Origin of the sequence: Marinilabilia sp., assembly GCF_016278715.1 — a bacterium.
In the GTDB taxonomy this organism is placed as follows: Bacteria; Bacteroidota; Bacteroidia; order Bacteroidales; family Marinilabiliaceae; genus Marinilabilia.
This window is the reverse complement of the sequence record NZ_JADQBH010000048.1, coordinates 1-19,984: the sequence shown is the minus strand read 5'-3', so window position 1 is coordinate 19,984 and position 19,984 is coordinate 1. Positions and strand designations below refer to the sequence as shown.

At 43.2% G+C, this 19,984-nt stretch carries 13 protein-coding genes and 1 tRNA gene; 5 read left to right on the top strand and 9 right to left on the bottom strand.

Going from position 1 to position 19,984, the window contains the following annotated elements; all coding sequences use genetic code 11:
- From QZZ43_RS03440 to QZZ43_RS03410, 7 genes are all read right to left on the bottom strand, one after another.
- On the bottom strand, nt 1–1,180 hold a 1,180-nt coding region (locus QZZ43_RS03440), incomplete at its 3' end, for a family 10 glycosylhydrolase (RefSeq protein ID WP_291856282.1).
- Between the two features lie 215 nt (nt 1,181–1,395).
- Nucleotides 1,396–3,237: an MFS transporter gene (locus tag QZZ43_RS03435; RefSeq protein WP_291856280.1), complete on the bottom strand. Its 1,842-nt coding sequence runs from the start codon at nt 3,235–3,237 to the stop codon at nt 1,396–1,398.
- A gap of 137 nt (nt 3,238–3,374) precedes the next feature.
- Nucleotides 3,375–5,837, bottom strand: coding sequence for a glycoside hydrolase family 9 protein (locus tag QZZ43_RS03430; protein ID WP_291856278.1), 2,463 nt, complete (start codon nt 5,835–5,837; stop codon nt 3,375–3,377).
- A 13-nt stretch (nt 5,838–5,850) separates the two neighbouring features.
- On the bottom strand, nt 5,851–7,185 hold the full coding sequence (locus tag QZZ43_RS03425) for a SpoIID/LytB domain-containing protein (RefSeq protein WP_291856276.1): 1,335 nt from the start codon (nt 7,183–7,185) through the stop codon (nt 5,851–5,853).
- A gap of 5 nt (nt 7,186–7,190) precedes the next feature.
- Entirely contained in the window at nt 7,191–8,141 is a 951-nt protein-coding gene (locus QZZ43_RS03420) for a DUF4922 domain-containing protein (protein WP_291856274.1), read from the bottom strand.
- Nucleotides 8,142–8,189: 48 nt separating this feature from the next.
- Nucleotides 8,190–9,671, bottom strand: a complete 1,482-nt coding sequence (locus QZZ43_RS03415; protein WP_291856272.1) for a glycosyltransferase family A protein — start codon at nt 9,669–9,671, stop codon at nt 8,190–8,192.
- 54 nt (nt 9,672–9,725) lie between these two features.
- Nucleotides 9,726–12,788, bottom strand: a complete 3,063-nt coding sequence (locus tag QZZ43_RS03410) for a hypothetical protein (protein WP_291856270.1) — start codon at nt 12,786–12,788, stop codon at nt 9,726–9,728.
- A 543-nt stretch (nt 12,789–13,331) separates the two neighbouring features.
- Between QZZ43_RS03410 and QZZ43_RS03405 the strand changes: the two genes are divergently transcribed.
- Together QZZ43_RS03405 and murQ are read left to right on the top strand one after the other, a co-directional pair.
- Entirely contained in the window at nt 13,332–14,168 is an 837-nt protein-coding gene (locus QZZ43_RS03405) for an ATPase (protein ID WP_291856268.1), read from the top strand.
- A gap of 40 nt (nt 14,169–14,208) precedes the next feature.
- Complete coding sequence (murQ, locus tag QZZ43_RS03400) at nt 14,209–15,042, top strand: N-acetylmuramic acid 6-phosphate etherase (RefSeq protein WP_291856266.1); 834 nt, start codon at nt 14,209–14,211, stop codon at nt 15,040–15,042.
- A 91-nt stretch (nt 15,043–15,133) separates the two neighbouring features.
- On the opposite strand, the gene QZZ43_RS03395 is transcribed toward murQ, so the two are convergent.
- Nucleotides 15,134–15,862 carry a FadR/GntR family transcriptional regulator gene (locus QZZ43_RS03395; RefSeq protein WP_291856264.1) on the bottom strand — a complete coding sequence of 243 codons (729 nt, stop codon included), beginning with the start codon at nt 15,860–15,862 and terminating at the stop codon, nt 15,134–15,136.
- A gap of 416 nt (nt 15,863–16,278) precedes the next feature.
- Between QZZ43_RS03395 and nagB the strand changes: the two genes are divergently transcribed.
- Entirely contained in the window at nt 16,279–18,225 is a 1,947-nt protein-coding gene (nagB, locus tag QZZ43_RS03390) for a glucosamine-6-phosphate deaminase (protein WP_291856262.1), read from the top strand.
- 103 nt (nt 18,226–18,328) lie between these two features.
- Here the strand turns inward: nagB and QZZ43_RS03385 are convergent.
- Nucleotides 18,329–18,401, bottom strand: a tRNA-Arg gene (locus QZZ43_RS03385).
- Between the two features lie 279 nt (nt 18,402–18,680).
- On the opposite strand from QZZ43_RS03385, the gene QZZ43_RS03380 reads away from it, so the two are divergent.
- Nucleotides 18,681–19,655, top strand: coding sequence for an alpha/beta hydrolase (locus QZZ43_RS03380; protein ID WP_291856260.1), 975 nt, complete (start codon nt 18,681–18,683; stop codon nt 19,653–19,655).
- A gap of 7 nt (nt 19,656–19,662) precedes the next feature.
- Nucleotides 19,663–19,984, top strand: a 322-nt coding sequence (locus tag QZZ43_RS03375) for a pectinesterase family protein (protein WP_291856258.1), incomplete at its 3' end; no start/stop codon positions are given.

Here is a 19,984-nt window from a genome sequence, read left to right as displayed (position 1 = left end):
GATAGGGCCGGCGGAGCAACTTTTCCTTCAGGCGCCGGGGATTATTTCTCAGCGACTTAGCACTAAAAAACATACTACCGTCAATATTGTGATAGGTTCGATTCAGGTTAATCTGTCTGATAATTTGACGGGCCGACTTCCATTCCCGGTCATTGGATTTTCTGTCGATACGATAGAATGCCTGCCCCACATAGAGCCGGCAGCCCAGTGCATTTCGACTCCACCAGTCGGCAATAATGGCATAATCGGCCACTTCTTTACCAATGTGCCAGTAAATCTGGGGAGTGATATAATCAATCCAGCCCTCCTTCTGCCACTTCAGGATATTGGCATACAAATCGTCGTAATTTGTTTGCCCTGCCCGGGTTGCTGAGCCACGTGGATCATCCGCCTGGTTGCGCCACACACCGAACGGACTGATACCAAAAGCAACGGTAGGCCGCACAGCCTCAATGGTGTCGTGCAATTGCTTTATTATCAAATCCACATTGTCACGACGCCAGTCTTCTTTCTCATCAACATCAAAACCACGAGGAAATTCCTCAAATGCCTCCTGATCAGGAAACTCCTCTCCTGCTATGCGATAAGGATAAAAATAATCATCAAAATGCAAGGCATCCACTGCATAACGTTTCAGCACATCAGCCACCACTGTGGCCACATGGTCACGGGTTTCGGGGAGCCCTGGATTAAAATAACGGGCTTTACCATATGTCACAAACCACTCAGGATGACTGTTTATGGGATGCTTCTCCGAGATGGATGCTTTGGCAGTATCCACTACTGCCCGGTAGGGATTCAACCACAAATGTATTTCGAGCCCACGCTTTCGGCATTCATCGATGGCAAACTGAAGTGGATCGTAAAAAGGATCCGGTGCTTTTCCCTGTTCACCCGTCAGCCACTGTGACCAGGGCTCCAGTTCGGATGGAAAAAATGCATCGGTAGCAGGACGAACCTGAAAGATTACGGTATTTAGATTATATTCCTTGGCTAAATCAAAAAGCTCAACCATCTCGGACTGTTGCATATCTACAGATAAGCCTGGCTTTGAAGGCCAGTCAATATTGGCTACAGTGGCAATCCAGATGGCGCGCATTTCACGCTTAGGATACTCTTTTGCCTGAAGCGATACAGCCAAAAGCAGGAGTGTAAATAAAAAAGCTGTTTTTCGTAACATGGAAAAATGGATGTAAGTTTTTTAATATTGGTGTCCGGTCAAAATTTAAAGATTGCTTCACTGTGCTCGCCATAACGTAATATTGCGAACAAAGCGAAGCAATCTCTTCTCAAAAAAAGTTTTTTCCGGACAACAGTCTTTTTTAACAAGGAAATTTTGGGGTTGTGTTTAGGATAACTTCTTAATCTCAGTTTCAACCTTTACCTCGACTATCATTACTCATTCTTTCGAATACCGAACGCAGGATCAATTTTCAGGAATTTCAGGACGATAAATCCGGGAATGGTGCAGATAACAACCCAAATAAAGAAGTTCTGATAACCCACTATTTCCTGAATCCAACCCGAAATCATGCCGGGCAGCATCATTCCCAGGGCCATGAACCCCGTACATATGGCATAATGCGCAGTTTTGTGATTACCTGCAGCAAAATAAATCATATAAAGCATGTAAGCGGTAAACCCGAAACCATATCCAAACTGTTCCACGGCAACAGATGCTGAGATGAGCCACATGCTTTGCGGTGTGGCGTAGGAGAGATAAACAAATACCAGATTGGGAAGATTCATGGCCAGAGCCATAGGCCACAACCAATTTTTAAGTCCATGCTTTGAGGCCACCAGCCCACCAAGAATACCGCCCAATGTAAGCGCCAGAATACCTATGGTGCCATAGATAAGTCCCACATCCCCCGTAGTAAGTCCAAGCCCCCCAATTTCACGGGCATCCAACATAAACGGAGAAGCCAGTTTCACTATTTGCGATTCTCCTAGCCGAAACAAGAGCATAAAACCCAAAGCCGGTCCGATGTTTTCTTTTTGGAAAAATGACTTAAAAGTAGCGAAGAATTCGGAAAACATATTTTCCCCTTCCTCCTGAACAACAGCTTTATCTGATGCAGGACGCGGCAGAATAAAACGATGATAGACAAAGAAAACCAAAAACAACACGGCCAGTATCACAAAAGTAATGCTCCAGGCCAGAGGGATATTTCCGGAACGCCCTACGTAGAAAGCTGTAGAACGACCTTCAAGCTGAGAATCGAGCTGAATAACTATCCAGGCAGTCTCCTGCCAGTTGGCTTCAGTCACCACAACTCGCTCTCCTTCAATTAGTTTTATGCTTTCATCGCCTTTCCTTATCCCGGTATTGAGGGGCACTTCTTCTCCCTCTCCGGGAGAATGGGTAAGCCTCACGCCCACAAGGCCAATATTTCCGGGGTTCAAGGAAGATTCCACCACTTCTTCACGACCAAAGGCCGATTTCAAATTCTCCTTCAATGGACCCGAAACATTATTTGCAAACCATCCGGTTTCCCGTTTCACCTTTTTTGTTCCTTCCGGAGTAACAAACCCATTTTGAAGGTTCTGCTTAACAGCCCATTGTCTGATGCTGTCAATCGTTACAGGATCAACTTTCCGGGTTGGAATATGAAGCTCAACACTGGTGAGAATAAAAGCCATTTCGTCACTTTCCACCTGGCGGTCAAATTCAGGCACCTCGATCTGTGCCGGAAGTTCAGGCCGTGCATGCACACTAAATTCAACAGGATCGAGACCGGTATAAGTCTCAAAAAAACCTGCCAAAATAATTAACAGCCCTTGTCCGGTAATCATAGCCACCCTGTAAAAAGTACTTCTAATACCAATAAAATAGGCCTGTTTATGCTCATCAAGTGCCAGCATATAGAACCCGTCGGCAGCAATATCATGGGTTGCTGAACTAAAGGCCAACAACCAGAAAAAAGCAAGGGTGTATTGAAAGAAATCAGGCACCGGGATTGTAAAGGCAACACCTGCCAGACCAGCCCCCACCAGCATCTGCATTACAACAATCCACCAGCGCTTTGTCTTCATCATATCTACCACGGGACTCCACAGCGGTTTTATTACCCAGGGCAGATAAAGCCAACTGGTATACAGCGCAATATCGGTATTAGATATCCCAAGCCGCTTGTACATTATGACCGAAACAGTCATCACAATAACGTATGGAATTCCTTGCGCAAAATAGAGAGATGGCACCCAACTCCAGGGTGAACGGTTTTTTGAACCCATAGAAACAGATTTTTAAAAGACCTGGCAACAGATTGTCGAACCCATTTATAATTTTGTACAAATCAGAAACACTGAGCCCCACTTTTAAGGCATCAAGACAACCCATTAACTTCAGATGGTCAATGAAATAGTTTGTTTTACATTTTCTCAAATCGATAGCCACGATTACGCAACTCATCAATGATATTTCCCAAATGATTATAAAATTTATCTTCACGCTCCGGATGAACCCCCGGATGCACCAATAATACAGCGCCGTTAAGTCCTTTTATTTCCTCAAACTCCCACAAACGCCTCAACAACTCTTCACTGCTTTTGTAATTGGCCATAGAGGGAGTCGTGTAATCTGCATTTGTTCCAATGCCGGGAGTAAACGACACAACTTCCAATCCCATATCCCGACTCCATGAAACAATCTTACTGTTATACCATTCGTAGGGTGGCAGAAACCAGCGTATCTCATCCCCCGATGCTCCAGCGTTTTCAATCTTTTTGAGGTTCCTGCGCAGGTCTTGTTCAAACACCTGTTTGCAAACCAGCAGTGAATCTCTTTTCTGCCAATCTGCATATAACAAATGGTTGTCGGAATGCGGACCCAGATAATGATCTGCGTCCACAATTCGCTCAATCACCCGTCTGTTTCTTCTTTCTTTCAAACATTTGCCCGTAAGAAAAAAGGAAGCCTTTACACCTTTACTTTCCAAAACATCCAATACATGCGAAGCTCCTTCGAAATGCTCATCAGCAGGAAAAACCAGGTAAATCTGAGGCCTGATCGTATCAAAACGTACTACTGCACCTTGTTCGTCATGGTTTAAAACAGAGGACTTATAAGTTTCCATCGACGAAAGATAATAAACCAAAGAAGCAGTACCGTCCATGGTGGGTTCATTGGTAGAATAATCCCCAATATCATCATGATAAACTGCTTTGCCGTGTTGAAAAGGGGCATATTCATCTGAATCAAGCAAACCAACGCCCCGCAGACTTTCAAATATGGTTTTGTAAACAGGTCCGTCAACCAAACCTCCTGTAGTATTTTTCTCCAACAATAATGGAAAAGCAGAATGAGGCTGTGTTGGGGAATCCTCAACACCAGGCAGGTCACAAATCATGGCAGTTCCCCAGGGGTTGCAGCCAAACAGCCAATCTCTGAGGGAAGCTTCCATCTCCAGAAACCGGTCATCACCCGAAACATCGTGATAAAGCCGGGCCTGCGTCAGCGCGGCAGTCACCAGGTTATTGGAACACCAGATAAACGGCACCCCTATTCTGAAGGGATCCGATGCAGCCTCCTTCTCCAAAGCCCGGAGACCTTTTTTCATAAATCCCGTGTATTTTCTCTTGATTACCTCGTCACCCATGCCGGCCATCAGGTAATGCCCAACATTTACAAAAGGATAAAACTGATAATGCCGGGCACCGTGCAGTTCCATCCAGGGAGTAACAGGTTCCACCTCACCCCAGAAATCGCCTGCCTTCAGCCATTTTTCCGCACTGTCACTATCGGCAACGGCCAGCGCTGAAGCCCCCAGTTCCATGTCGTCCACATAATTTTGCTCCTCATAAAAATAGGGCGAGACATAGCAGGAAGTCTGTGTAGCACCTGGAAATTGTTCTCCAAAACGAAAAGCATCTTTGGATTTTTGCAGCAACTCTAAGGCCAGTGCTGGATTTTCATCTTTCAATACCTCACTGGCCATAGCAAAAACAGAAGCAAATTTTCCCGCCGTGGAAGCAACCCCGGTGGTACGATTCAGATGAGAACCCAAACCCTGACGCTCTCCGGTGACAAAATAGACCGGTCGTCCGAAAGGAACATCGTAATCCACTGAATCCCTATTGGGTAAGCGGAATCCGGCATGGTCGCGGTCATCGGCAATCTGATTGTACATCTCACCTGGTGCGGGATTCATACGCATGAGCCACTCAAGGCCCCATAAGGCTTCATCCAAAACATCGGGACGACCGTTGGCTCCTTTTTGCCCATGGCCTTCATAAAAATCTTTGAAAGCTTCAGGGTTTTCCCTATAAGCGAATAACAGCTGAAAAACAGCATTGGCTGAGGTATTGGTGTACTGCAAATAATCAGAAGCATCATGCCACCCTCCGTGAACATCGATGTATTCACCTGACTTTTCGGGATGATCTACAATAGTCCCATCATGAACATGGCAGCTGTCGTTCAGAAACGGATTGTACCCACAGCGCTGCTGCCGCATATAATTCAGCAAGAAATCCGCAGTGCCATCGTAAACATCTTCTGAAATCCGAAATTGAGGAGACCGGAATTCTGCCAATTCAATATAATACTCACCCTGAGAGGATACCGCGGAGAAGTCAAGCCGGAAAGCAGCATTCATCCCCCATACAGCGCCATCTTCAACCATACTGTGGCCGGAGAAAACCACCTCATCGGTAGCCGCGCGTTTCACCTGAAACTGTCCGGGTGAAACATGCTCATCGGCAATCATCACAGCCACTTTGGGTGTTTGAGGCAGATAGCCCAGCTGATTAATCCGAATCCATCCTTTGCCCTGCACCGGCAAAGCAAAGAACAGAATAAAAACGGACCAGATCATCAACCTTCTAATTTTCATAGCAGGGAAAGTTTTAATAACGTTTGTCTAATTGAGCCCCTCTGAAATAGTGGTTCAGAATTTCCTGATAGGAATAACCTTTGGCACCCATTACCGCAGCACCTATCTGACAAAGCCCAACACCGTGCCCCCAACCTGCTCCCACAAGTTTAAACGACACGGGAACATCTCCTTTACCGATTTCTTTTTCCACCACAAAGGCCGAACTATAGAGGTGCGATTCGGACAATGCTTTTCGAATCTCCAACTCTTTACCAATAGTCAGCGTTCCGTCCGTACCAACAATCTTCAGACGAACCAAGCGACCTGACTCGCCACGTTCTACAGGAATCATATCGATGATATCTCCCAAATCAAGACCAATCTTCTTCTTCAGCAGCCTTTTTACATCTGATTGACTCAGGATTACTTCCCACCTGTAGAAATCGGCAGTTTCCTGATCGTAGTCATTGAGTACCTGCGAGAGGACTTCTTTGTCCTGTGTATTACAAAAAGCCGGTGGATTTCCGGTTATCCACTCCCCGGCCGCCACCTCATCCTTCAAATCCAGCTTAAAACCGTCAGGTGTAAAATCATTATCAATCACTTTTGTTAAATAAGGATGATTAAGGGGCTCCCAAACATTTTCGAAAACCTCGGCAATACCACCACATGCTTTAGAAAACCGGGCATCGCAGATTTCGTTGTCGTAGGTCAGCACCTCTCCAAAGGTATCGGCTATGGCAGACTCCACTTCTTTGGTTGAAGCCCTGGTAATGCCCTGATACCGCTGACAATGGTCGTCAGCACAAACATCAAAATTCAGATGATCTTCACGATCGTACCATTTAATTCTTTCTCCCTCCTTTTCTATGACGGTTTCGTAGTTGCCACTCTCTTTCAACTTCTGTTCCTTTTCCTTCTGTGCCATCAGCCAGCTACGCGAAATAACTGCGTGAGCCCGGAGTAGCTGAGGCGATGAAGTGGCACTCATCTCGGAGGAAATCACACTTATCAGATAATCCTCCATTGGCAATCTGTTGACCGCGGTTAAATGTCCGTCTTCACAAATAATTCGTAAAGCCCCCTTGAAACGTTGATCTTCCTTTCGCTCCCAATGAAAATTAATGCCAATGACCACATCTTTGAGTTCAAAACAGGCTTCATTAAAATTCACGGGTTCCAACTCCACAGGAAAATGGGCCGCAATGGTTTCTCCATTTACGGAAAGGACAATCTGCTCATCTTTCAGGAGAGCCTGCCCTTTGCCTTGAAACACCGCACCCGTTTCTTTCAATTTATAGGCACCATCCAAAAAAAATGAAAACTCGGGAGCAAAAAGCACCCCTACTTCTATATTTGGTTGCATATTCTTCAGATTAATTTTTTAAATATCCTCTTTACCAAAGGCCAGTCAGAGTCAAAGAGCGTAACTTGTTCAAAAATGTCTTTTACCAGGTGTTCATCCAGCTTATTAAAATCTTCTTCTCTGGGAGTGATAAGTACCCCACCAAAATCCACAGATGCAGGACTTAAAACAATTTGTGCCTCTCCCCGGGCAAAAAACTGTCGGGGGCGATGCCCTCTTCTAGGAAAAACAAACAACCGCCAAAAGCCGTTCTCCCAGGAGCACAAGATATTTAACATCGGCTCCTCTTCATCTTTCTGTATCGCATCCAAAAACCGGTACACCTTAGAAAACAAGCTTTCTATTTCATCCAGGTTTTCCCCTTCGAACACCAGGGTCTTACGAAGGTAATTTTCAATACTAAACACACGGGCTCCATTTCGGTCTGTCAACAATGATTTCCGAGGATGAAAAAGAAATTCTTCCTCAATGGGCATAAAACCTTTATTTCCCGCCTGAAAATGAAAATGGTCCGGTGCACTGGCCCCGCATTTGGGTCCGTTGTAAAAGATAACGAAATCTGGAAGTTCACGGGCCAGCATCATCATATCAGAAATTCGTCCTGAAATGAGCTGGTCGGTATGTTGAACATGAGGTATCGTTAAATGTCTTGGGAAGATGGGAAAAGGATTAACCAAAATAAGATAGTCCTTAAAGAGCACAGAATTTTGTTCGGGAGGTAAATTCTCCTGACACAAAAAGCATTTGCGCTCCTTAATAGATTTAGCATCCACTTTGGCTGCTGAAGACTTTATTCGTCCCGGATTAAACTGCACTCTCATTTCAGTACAAGCCAACAATTCCAGGGAACGAGTCTTAACTTCTTTTAATCCATCATAATTCTGTCTGGCCAATGGCCAGTTAACCACCTGCTCATCAATCAGGTGATTAACGTCATCCTGTAAACGGGTTTTCATGGAAACATCTTTCAACATAGCTAATGAATCTTATGAACCTGAATCGGGTTACTTTTTAGAATTCAAATTCTTTGACATGCGGGCCCACAACTCCATTGTCCTCACCCTGTCTTTGTATAAATTATGATTATTCATCTTAACAACATCCAAAGACGCATCGGAATTATCATCCCAGCGCCGGCACATATACAATGATTTATAAATACGTCCAATTTGAAAATCACGGGAAATTGCCAATCCCACCGCATAATCTTCTCCATAGCTCACATTAGGCACCCGAATTTCTCTGATGGCCGGGGTGTAAAAAGCACGCGGTGCTCCAAGTCCATTGATGCGCAAGGCATTGTTTCTGCCATTATCCGGAGTCCACTCTTTATGATCAATTAATCCGGGAGGGATCTCTTCAAGTTTAAAGTTTACCATTTGATAAGAACCAATCACCATGGCACAGTTTTGCTCATAAAATGCATCCACAATAGTTTGAAGGACCAAATCATCTGCATACAAATCGTCACTGTCAAGTTGAACCGCAAATTTACCACACGAATCATGCATAATGGCGACATTCCAGCAACCTCCAATGCCAAGGTCATTCCGTTCGGGGATTACATGCACCAGACGATCGTCTTCGGCTGCCAAATTTTTTAATATATCGGTTGTACCGTCATCAGAGTGATTATCTACGATGATCAGGTTGAATTTAAAGGATGTTTTCTGCGTAAAAACCGAACGCACTGCATCTTCAATAGTTTTGGCACGGTTGCGAACAGGAACTATTACTGATGCTTCCACCGGAAAATCAGCCTCATCAAACTTAACCTTTTTAAAATCAGGCTCCAGATAGCCACCAACTGCCTTCAGGTGCTCCGTACACGCTTGTTCCATTTCCACCTGAACCGCACGATTTTTAGGATCTACATAGTCAAAGATCTTTTCTCCCGATTTACGGGTGTCGGTTTCCATTTCTGTATATAGAAATTCCGGTAAACGAAAAAGCCTGGAGTTTTGGGAAACCTTCAGACGCAGGTCATAAAGTCCGGCAAATTTGTAATCGTTTTTCATTTTCCCGGTAGCTTCTGCTATCGCCTCTGTACGAAAAAGAAGCAATGACCCGAAGTTAAAATCATCCCGAAGGCTACCATCCTGATAGTCAATCACAGGGGTTTGCGTCATTTTCCCCTCCTTCAGAGCAAAATAATCGGAGTAAACCATTCCGGCGCGGGTGTAATCCGACGCCTGAACCATACGTTCAAGTGACAAAGAACCCAATTTTAACGGAAGCGACTTGGTGTACAACAATGCATACGACGACTTTTTCGCTCTTTTTGCCATCTCCTTTACCATGCCTGTTGAGTTCAGCGCAGACACTTCAAAGAAGTCAACACCCTCAGGCAATTGTGTCACTTTACTATCGGGGGTAGTCATCACAAAAATACTATCCACCAGATCAACCGCTTTTAACTCATCAATGGTTTGCTTAAGATCGGCCGGTTCGGCAACCGGCAAGAAACATGAAATTTTGTTATGCATATCTTGTTCTTTTTTAATTGTTTCAAAATAGTGTTGTGTAAAGCCTAAAATACTTTACTCCGCCTTCTTGAAAAAAGCTAATATCTGCTTCATCAGTTCGCCCCGCTCTTCATCCGATGGAATGGTCTCAAAAGGAAAGCCTAAAGCCACACTTTTGAAAGCCCCTGAATACCCTACAGCGGCACACACACCATTACTTTGATAGCGATAAATTCGAAAAGCGTCGTCGCCAACCGGCTCAATGCCATCGGGAGCTTCCACCTTATAAATATCCGGATCATATTCGACATTATAGTTAAGAGAGAGTGAAAACATCGACGAAGCTTCATCCGTCACCTTCAAAGCCCCCACATTATCAGCATGATTGGTCATCCAACGGTAATGCAAAAACTCCTTTAAAAACTCCACCGTCGCCGTATCCTGATTTTCCGCCGGATCGGTTCCGATATAAGCACCGGAAACCAAAACGTTGCCTCCCGACGACAAATATTTTCTAAGTGTTTCTCTTGTTCCAGGATTAAAAACCCTGAAATCCTTTTTGCCTGAGCGGAACAATGGCTCAATACCCCGTTCCTCACCGTAAAGCAGATCCACAGCTATGTAAGGTGCAGGATCAAAATTATCTGAAGCAAAAACCTCATCACTTACCGAGATAAATGAATACCCGGCATTATGTATGGCCTTACCATGGGTGAAAACAAAATCAAAATTGTTTCCGGGTATTACTTTCCCTTCCATATCAGCAAAACTGGCACCATGTCCGGGGCTGTCGTCATCCAGCCATAGAGATGAACGATCGAAATCGTATTGTTTTCCCACATGACTCAGATCCCGGAGCCAGGGAACCCCCTCGTCGTCCCACCAGGCCACGCCTGCACTTTCTCCATCCACAAAAGCAGGTGGCCCCACACGGTCGAAGCCGTTTACCACCAGCACCAATTCATCCGAAGATGACCGTAAAGAAACGGCCAGCGTTTCTCCGGGAAAACTTTCACCACCATCATTCATTGCAGTTACCCTGAAACTATAGATGGTTTCCCATTCCGGAAGTTCCACAACTAAGGAAGTATCCTCCACAAACACCCCATTGTCGAATCCATTTGCACCAACCCGTTGATAAACTTTGTACCCCGCAGGCACGGCAGACGATTCCAGTGGATCAGCTACAGGTTTCCAGCTAATTCTGACGCGTCGGTTTTCGATTCGCTCCAACCTAAGATTGTCTGGAGCCAGTGGTTTTACAACTGCCTGACGCCCTTCCCTGAAAGCCAGAAAGCGCAACATCCCTTTATAAATGGATCTGGAAACAGAAAACTGAAAACGAGGGTCCAGGCCATACTTCATATCAGCCAGATTCTGATGTGACAATAATTCCAGCAACATTGTCGGAACATTTGGCCGCCAGGCTTCGGAGTATTGTTTATCCCACATTGCTCTTCTTGTCCATTCATCATTAAAGGTCAGCCTTATATCTGAGACTATCTGAGTCTGAATCAAATCCGTGAGGTCACGACTGGCCATTCGGGATTTCCCGTCATAAAATTCTCCTGAATCTGTCGCAGTGCTGTAAATACCAAGGGTTCCTATTATGGAATCATCGGGGGTTGTTCCTGCATCTGTGTGGAAAGCAAAAGCCAGATCAAGCGGAATATTCAATCCCTGGACTTCAGGTGCTGTGGTAGGGCCGTCCGGGGCTCCCATCAGGTAATTCACCCATTCTCCTCGCGACTGGTAATCATCATTGTAATCGTTTTTACTTTCATTCAGACTGTAAACAATGCTGTCGGGTATTCCGGCATATTGCATCCAGTATCTTCCAGCTTCCATCCAGCGGGGTTTACCACTTAGCTTCCAGGAATAATCAACCGAATTATTTGTTTGAATCCCGGAACTATCCGGAGTGTTATCATTCAGAGATCGTTTTCTTTTAACGTATAAATCTTCAGGACGCCGGGCTACATTACCCATTCCTCCACCGAAACGAACCGCATCGGAAGTAACTATTCCGGAAACTTTCTGCGGAACTTCGATAATCACACTTCCTGATGATTCATCACTGCCCTCGCTGAAGTGAAAAGTGCCAAGAAAAACCCAGGTGCCGTACCCCATTTGCTGATTCACAAAAAAACGAGTGCTGCCACCTGAGTGATTTACGCGATAAGGAACATTATCCAGGGCCTCATTTACTTTTGCCCATGAAACATAAACAGCATATTCGCCATTTTCAGGAATATTGGGAACATAGGTAATTCTTGCCGAGGATTCCAGATTCGCAGAGCTTTGAAGATAAGAACCTGTTTGAAAGGGATTGTCACCTTTAAACAAAGTGTCCGCAATGGAGAAACCATTATCTATTGATTGCACCCATTTCCCGTCACCTTCTGTGATAAGATCACTACCATGGGTAGAACCATCATTATCAACTATAACTTCGTGCTCCTGAGTATCCCTTTCGCGGGTCAGAAAGACATTGGCCCCTGCATCCTCAAGCATAGGTACCAGAAAATTACGCGTAAAAGCAAAAGGATAAATATCTTCAACAGTGCCAAACAGTCTGGCGCGCTGCCACTCCCAACGATCCAGTTCCAATTCGTAATAAGAACCATGACTGGCCCAAAGAGCAATATTGTTATTACTTAATCCTCTTTTATATCTGGGTTCATCTGCCTTCTTCACCAGTGGAGTTCTTAATCCTGAACCCTTAATTCTTGTGGAATCAAGCAGAAGCTGCTCTCTATAAAACACCGGCACATAACTCTCCAATGGCTTATCTTTACAAAAAAACTGAATCTCATAATCTCTAAAACGTCGTCCGACAAGGTCTTTAATGACGTACTTCAAAGAAGCTATCCAGGCCTCTCTAACAGGAACCATAGAAACATTGGGAGAAAGAAAAACATTTAATTTCTCCCCAGATGTATCAACAGCCACCGAATCAACATACATCCGTCCCATATACTGCCAGGAACGAAACAAATCAGCATCTTCCTGAATTCTTTTCAAAGCCTTTCCCGCCAGCCTCTGTTCCTGCTTCTCTGTTTGAGAAAAAAGCAAATCAGGTTGAACCAACAAAACAGCCAGAATAAAAATATACTTAAATACCAAAAGACTCTTCATCTGTTCTTCAATTTTATAAACCTTTATATCAGCAATAGTGCATTTTAAAATTTTGCATTTTTATATAAAAAACATTTTGCATTTTCCCATTTTCCAGTAAATGTGCTTAATCAGACTTCCAAAAAGGTTTTATTGAGTAATCGGTTTTCCCAATTTACTAATCATACACTTTCCAGTAAAAAACCAACATTAGTCGTGACGTTGACAAAAATTGACACAAATTAACCAACCAATTCAACACCTATTCATCCATGCAATTCACAAACCCAAGACTATGAGCGCTTTATGCCTTCAAGAACCGATTTGCAGGAAAGGACTGTCAATTTTGGTTTTCAAATGTAGAAACAATTTTTCAAGAAACAAAAATTTGTAATACATCTTATATGATATCAAAAACTAAACTTTTTTTGTACCTTTGCGTTCAACACAAAGAGAACAAATGAGGACTCTTAACGAAATTAATACATCGGAGGGGCCCAACCTCTGAAAAGCATAAAAGTAATAAAAACCAAAAAATTAAAACATATAATACATCATTCCATTATGATTTTAGTAGCCGACAGCGGATCAACCAAAACAACATGGTGCCTCCTGGAACCCAAGTCAGGAAAGAAAGAATTATTTCAGACACCTGGAATTAACCCTTTTTATCAGGATGAGTCTACCATTGTAAACGCACTGAGAACAGATTTCAAAGCATCCCAAAGAGATTTCGAAGCCATTTATTTTTATAGTGCAGGATGTGCCAACCCTGTCATAAGTAAAGTTGCATACGGGGCGCTCAACAACTTCTTTAATGCCAACACACTCAAAGTTGAAAGCGACCTTATGGCAGCAGCTCATGCCCTGTGTGGCACGTCAGAAGGAATAGCCTGCATTTTAGGAACCGGCTCCAATTCCTGTCATTATAATGGATCAGAAGTGGTAGAAAACGTTTCTCCTCTTGGCTTTATTCTGGGTGACGAAGGAAGTGGTGCCGTCATCGGCAAAAAGTTACTTTCAGATATTCTGAAAAAACAACTCCCGGGAAATGTAAGAGAGAGTTTTTTCAGAAAATACAGGACAGACAGCATTGAGATTCTAGAAAACATTTACAAGAAACCTTTTCCAAATCGCTATGCAGCAGAATTCACAAAATTCATATCCGAAAACAAAAGGGAACCGTCACTCCAAAATTTAGTACTCAATGCCTTTGATGAATTCATCACCCGAAATGTGCTTCAATATAAAATGGTGCGGGAACTCCCCGTGCACTTTACCGGAAGCATTGCTTTTTTCTTCAGCGACCTTTTGGATACCGCGCTAAAAAAGCACCATCTGAAACTTGGAAAAATCATAAAAGATCCGATAAGCGGGTTAATTGATTTTCATCTCAAATAATCTCATTTACTAGTCAAACACCTCAAAAAGAACAAACAAAATGTCGGATAATAAATTTACATTAAGTATTACAGAATCACCTTCCATATTTCAAAACCTTGAAAAAATGGAAGTCGCCGACCTGATTCGCAGTATTAACCAGGAAGATGCGAAGGTTCATGAAGCTGTAAAAAAAGCACTGCCTCAAATTGAAGAACTAACTGTTCGGGTTGTTGAAAGAATGAAGAAAGGGGGAAGAGTGTTCTACCTGGGAGCTGGAACAAGTGGTCGGTTAGGCGTTCTGGATGCCTCAGAACTCCCGCCAACCTTTGGAGTACCCGACACATTGGTAATCGGATTAATTGCCGGAGGGGATATTGCCCTGAGAAAAGCAGTAGAAGATGCCGAAGACGATCCACTTATGGCCTGGCAGGAATTAAATAAATACAAAATTAATAAACTGGATACCGTAATTGGAATTGCAGCTTCAGGAACAACCCCTTATGTGATTGGTGGAATTCGTGAAGCCAGAGAAAGCGGACTGCTAACCGGATGTATTACCTGCAATCCCGATTCTGAAATTGCCAAAGCAGCTGAATTTCCAATAGAAGCTATTGTAGGGCCGGAATTTGTTACAGGCAGTACCCGCCTTAAAGCCGGAACAGCCCAGAAAATGATCCTCAACATGATTACCACCACCCTGATGATTAAACTTGGAAAAGTTAAAGGCAACAAAATGGTGAACATGCAGCTGAATAACAAAAAACTAATTCAACGAGGTACCAGGATGCTGATGGAGGAACTGGGACTAAAAAAAGAAGAGGCACAAAATCTACTAATCCAGAATGGCTCGGTAAAAAAAGCCATCGATGCTTTTAAAAGAACAAGCGGGTGAATTAAGCCCGGATAATACAAACTTGCCTGGCGGTCAGGCAAGTTTTTGGTGTGTCCGATAAAATGATTTCTCAGAAATGAAGCCACAGGATTTACTTAAATACTTTTTTAAGGTACCGGTCATAAACTTCATGGTTCCTAATCACAAGTTTTTCGGTCTCCTTAAATGCGGCATCTTCATCATTGGCTTTAACCGCTTCCAGAATTTTTTTCTGGGCCTCAATAGTAAACTCTTTCTCCCCCTCCACATTGGCATAAATAAAATTTCGCATACGGGGCAAAAGAGAATATATAGGTTCCAGACTAATTATTATGATGGGATTTCCGGTTGCCTTTGCAAGACTCATGTGAAATCGGTTAATGGTATCAACTTCCTGCTGAGTATTGTCCGGATCACAAGTTTCCAGTTCTTCAATCACCTGCTCCAGAATTTTAATATCATCATCGGTCCTGTTTCTGGCTGCAAGACGGGAAATTTCAGGTTCGAAAATACGACGAACATCAATTATCTGAGAAATAAGATCGGAATCAAAACTAAGGTCATAATAAAGGTTAAGAGATTTTATAGCATCCTCAATCTTAATTTCGGACACATACATTCCGCTGCCTTTGCGAATTTCAATAAGGCCCCGGGCACTCAATCGTCTCAACGCCTCACGAAGAGCTGTCCTACTTACGCCAAAAAGTCCGCAAAGCTCTTTTTCAGAAGGCAACTTAGCTCCGGAAAGAAGTTTTTTCTGCCGGATGGCTTCTTCAACCTTTCGTTCAATCTTCTGACTAAGAGTTTGGGTGGTTCCTATTTTACTAAAAATATCGTCCATTTAAACCAATTATAATGAATACACTAAATAATAAGTCTGAAGCTAAAGGAAACCCGGAAAATTGCACCAATGTTTCCCCTGGCCACAATCCATAAAAGGAATTAATCCTGCATACCAATGCATCAAGGATTAAAATATGAGAATTGTTTTCAAAAAGCAAACCTCAAAAAAAGAAAATCAACTTTCTGAAACTTAAAAAACATAGAGGAATGCACCAATCACATTAAAAAAACATACAAATATAGATCTTTTCTTTCGTTTTTGCAGAGAATGACACAACTTTTGCTTTTAAACGACATCAGATGTATGACTACATTGCCTTATCTATACCCGCTTTTGATTTGAAACCAAACAAACTTAAAACAAAGAACTTTTTTCGGAATTCACATCCAAATAACAAATAAAATAATAAGACTATGAATCATTCCATTCATTTTTCGGAACAACCTGTTGAAAAGATTCCTTTAAAAATTGTAAAAACCAAAGAGGAAGGAGCAATAGAAATTGCCTCAATAATTGCAGAGATTATCCGGGAAAAAGATGCTCAGGGCAAAAAAACAGTTTTAGGCCTCGCCACTGGGTCTTCACCAGTAATGATATATCAGGAACTAATACGCCTCCACAAGGAGGAGCATCTTAGTTTCGAAAACGTGGTCACCTTTAACCTGGATGAATATTTCCCGATTGCACCGGACAACAAAAACAGCTATGTCCGTTTCATGCATGAACACCTGTTTGATCACATAAACATTCCGAAGGAAAACATCCATATTCCTGATGGAACCCTGGAGATAAACAAAGTTGAGAAGTTTTGTTCGAAATACGAGAAGGCAATCAATAATTATGGGGGAATCGACTTCCAGATTTTGGGAATCGGACGTTCGGGACATATTGGATTCAACGAACCCGGGTCTGCAATAAATTCCACCACCCGGTTGGTAAAGCTGGACCCCATCACAATTGCTGATGCAGTAAAAGATTTCGGCAACGAAAAAGCCGTGCCTATGAGGGCAATAACAATGGGAATTAGTACAATTCTCAATGCCAAACAAATTGTTCTGGCCTCCTGGGGCAAAAATAAATCCCTGGTTTTGAAAAAGATGATTGAAGAACCTCCAACAAGTAAGGTTCCCGCCTCATTCCTTCAACTCCATGATAATGTCACCATTTTTGCAGATAATGATTCAACAACCGAATTATCCAGAACGAAAGCTCCCTGGATATACGGAATGGTCAACTGGACCCCAAAAATGGTTAAACGAGCAGTAATATGGCTCAGTCTGGAACTAAAAAAGCCCATATTAAAACTAACCGATGATGATTACAAAGCAAAAGGCCTCCTCGACCTTCTGGCACTTTACGATGGCGCCTACGATTTAAACATTAAGGTTTTTGGACAGATTAGTGACACCATCACCGGATGGCCAGGAGGAAAGCCTGGTGCAGTTGAAAAAACCCGGCCCGAGCGGCCGGAACCCGCAGTCAAACATTCGCTCATTTTTAGTCCTCATCCCGATGATGATGTTATTTCCATGGGAGGAACCTTGTTAAGACTGGTAGACCAGGGACATGATGTACATGTGGCCTATCAAACCTCCGGGAATATTGCAGTTTTTGATGATGATGCCCTTCGGTTCTCCTCTTTTTCGGTGGATTTAATGAAAAGTCAAAATAATCTCAAACCGGAACATGAAAAAGCACATCAGGAGTTGGTTTCTTTCCTGAGGACGAAAAAGTCTGATGACATTGATACACCTTATGTAAAAAACATCAAACGATTAATCCGCCAGGGGGAAGCGGAAGCGGCATGCCGATTCTGCAAAGTAAAAGAAGAGAATGTTCATTTCCTTTATCTTCCCTTTTACGAAACCGGCCTGGTGGAAAAGAAACCGATGTCGGAGGCAGATGTAATAATCGTAGTAGATCTTCTCAGAAAAGTACAGCCACACCAGATTTTTGCTGCCGGAGACTTGCAGGATCCACATGGAACACATGAAGTCTGCCTCCAAATAATTTTCGAGGCAATCAGACGAATTAAAGCTGATGGAGATTCCTGGTTGAATGAATGTTATATATGGCTGTACCGCGGCGCATGGCAGGAATGGGACGTTGAAGATATTGAGATGGCAATCCCCATAAGTCCGGACGAATTAAAAAGAAAACGAAAAGCCATTTTTAAACACCAATCGCAAAAAGACTTCCCGGTATTTCCGGGAGAAGACAACCGTGAATTCTGGCAACGAGCTGAGGCAAGAAACCGAACCACTGCCAAACTTTACGATAAACTGGGGCTTACAGAGTATGAAGCCATTGAAGCATTTGTCAAATACCCCTTCAATGATGAAGACTCATTTTTAAAATAAAAACACCGTCGATTCAGTTTAAATCAGTAAAACAACTGACCTGACTGGTACAGACAGTAAATAAAAGGCCACAACAATAAAAAAAGATTGTTGTGGCCTTTCGTGATCCCGGGAGGACTCGAACCCCCACCATAGGAACCGGAATCCTACGTTCTATCCAGTTAAACTACGGGACCTTTTTGCGCGGCAAAGATAGTTTTTTTTGCGGTCTGCTCAAAGTCGTTTCGCTTTTCACCTGAAAATAATTTGCCTCTTTTATTCCTCCTGTGAAACTGAAATCCACAATAAAGCCTCTGAAAAAACAAAATATCCCCCCAAATGGAATAACTTTTCAGTATTAACACCCTTCAAACTATATTATCTTTATTGCATCAAAAAAAGTAGACTTTACAATTTATTAAATAGGCATTCCAAAGATTTATTGGGCTTAGTAATTCAATAAAAACATCAAACAAATGAAACATATTTGCATCCTGCTGCTTATTGTATTTTCTGTCAATGCAACAGCACAAAACAAAACCATTCCACGCGATACCACATTCACCTTTCATTCGGCTTACAATAAAATAAAAAATGTCTATCCTGTTGCCCAAATAGTAACCGAGAACCTGCCAGATGGCGTGGTGGAACACCGCGATTTAGTTTACGCCACCCTGAAAGACACCCCATATGGCGACCGGGATTTACACATGGATTTATTCCGCCCCGAAGGAAGCAAAAAACTGCCTGCACTTATCCTGATTCACGGAGGTGGCTGGAGTTCAGGCGACAAATCCATGGAAATTCCGCTGGCACAACAAATTGCCGCCCGGGGTTATGTAACCATCACTGTAGAATACCAACTGTCGCCCGAAGCGCTTTATCCGGCAGCAGTTCACAACATCAAGGCAGCTTTAAGGTGGACGAGAGCCCACGCAACAGAGTACGACATTGACCCTGAAAAAATTGCTATTTCCGGAAGTTCCGCAGGTGGACAGCTTGCTGCACTTATCGGTCTGACCCCGGGAGTTGAAAAATTTGAAGGGAATCAGGGGTATAATAAAGACTCCACCACCGTTCAGGCAATTATTGTCGTTGACGGATCCATGAATTTTCTGGCTCCCCTCTCTCTCAACAAACCAAGAAATAGAAACTCGGCCGATGTGATTTGGTTAAATGGTTTCTATCATGAGAAACCGCAAGTATGGAAAGAAGCATCTCCAATTTTTTATGCAGGGAAGAATGCTCCGCCCATGCTTTTTCTCAACAGCGGTTTTCCCAGGTTCCATTCGGGGCAGGACGAATTAATCGGAATCCTCAACCAACACTCTATTTATAATGAGGTTCACACGTTCCCGGTAAAAGTCCATCCATTCTGGCTGTTTTACCCCTGGTTTGAACCCACCGTTGAACTCATGAGCAATTTTCTTGACAGAACACTTAAAAAATAACATCCTGATGACTTCATTCAAACACACTCTCCTACTGACCACACTCATTTTTATTTTTACATCCACGGCTTATGCCTATGAAACCCGCATCACCGTAGCGCTTGACAGCAGCGGGGATTTCACTTCCATACAGGAAGCTATTTTCAGCACCAAGTCGTTTCCCGACCAACCCATAACCATTTTTGTAAAGAACGGGGTCTATCGTGAAAAAATAAAAGTCCCTGCCTTCAATACGCGCCTGTCAATCATTGGCGAGAGTAAAGAAAAAACCATTATCCGTTGGGACGACCATTTCAAAAAAATCAACAAAGGACGAAACAGTACCTTTT

Bases quoted from the DNA above. Each gene is read 5' to 3' on its own strand.
- nagB (WP_291856262.1), top strand. From the start codon at position 16,279: ATGAATCATTCCATTCATTTTTCGGAACAACCTGTTGAAAAGATTCCT.
- QZZ43_RS03395 (WP_291856264.1), bottom strand. From the start codon at position 15,862: ATGGACGATATTTTTAGTAAAATAGGAACCACCCAAACTCTTAGTCAG.
- QZZ43_RS03425 (WP_291856276.1), bottom strand. From the start codon at position 7,185: ATGCAACCAAATATAGAAGTAGGGGTGCTTTTTGCTCCCGAGTTTTCA.
- QZZ43_RS03405 (WP_291856268.1), top strand. From the start codon at position 13,332: ATGATTTTAGTAGCCGACAGCGGATCAACCAAAACAACATGGTGCCTC.
- QZZ43_RS03430 (WP_291856278.1), bottom strand. From the start codon at position 5,837: ATGAAAATTAGAAGGTTGATGATCTGGTCCGTTTTTATTCTGTTCTTT.
- QZZ43_RS03380 (WP_291856260.1), top strand. From the start codon at position 18,681: ATGAAACATATTTGCATCCTGCTGCTTATTGTATTTTCTGTCAATGCA.
- murQ (WP_291856266.1), top strand. From the start codon at position 14,209: ATGTCGGATAATAAATTTACATTAAGTATTACAGAATCACCTTCCATA.
- QZZ43_RS03435 (WP_291856280.1), bottom strand. From the start codon at position 3,237: ATGGGTTCAAAAAACCGTTCACCCTGGAGTTGGGTGCCATCTCTCTAT.
- QZZ43_RS03415 (WP_291856272.1), bottom strand. From the start codon at position 9,671: ATGCATAACAAAATTTCATGTTTCTTGCCGGTTGCCGAACCGGCCGAT.
- QZZ43_RS03410 (WP_291856270.1), bottom strand. From the start codon at position 12,788: ATGAAGAGTCTTTTGGTATTTAAGTATATTTTTATTCTGGCTGTTTTG.
- QZZ43_RS03420 (WP_291856274.1), bottom strand. From the start codon at position 8,141: ATGAAAACCCGTTTACAGGATGACGTTAATCACCTGATTGATGAGCAG.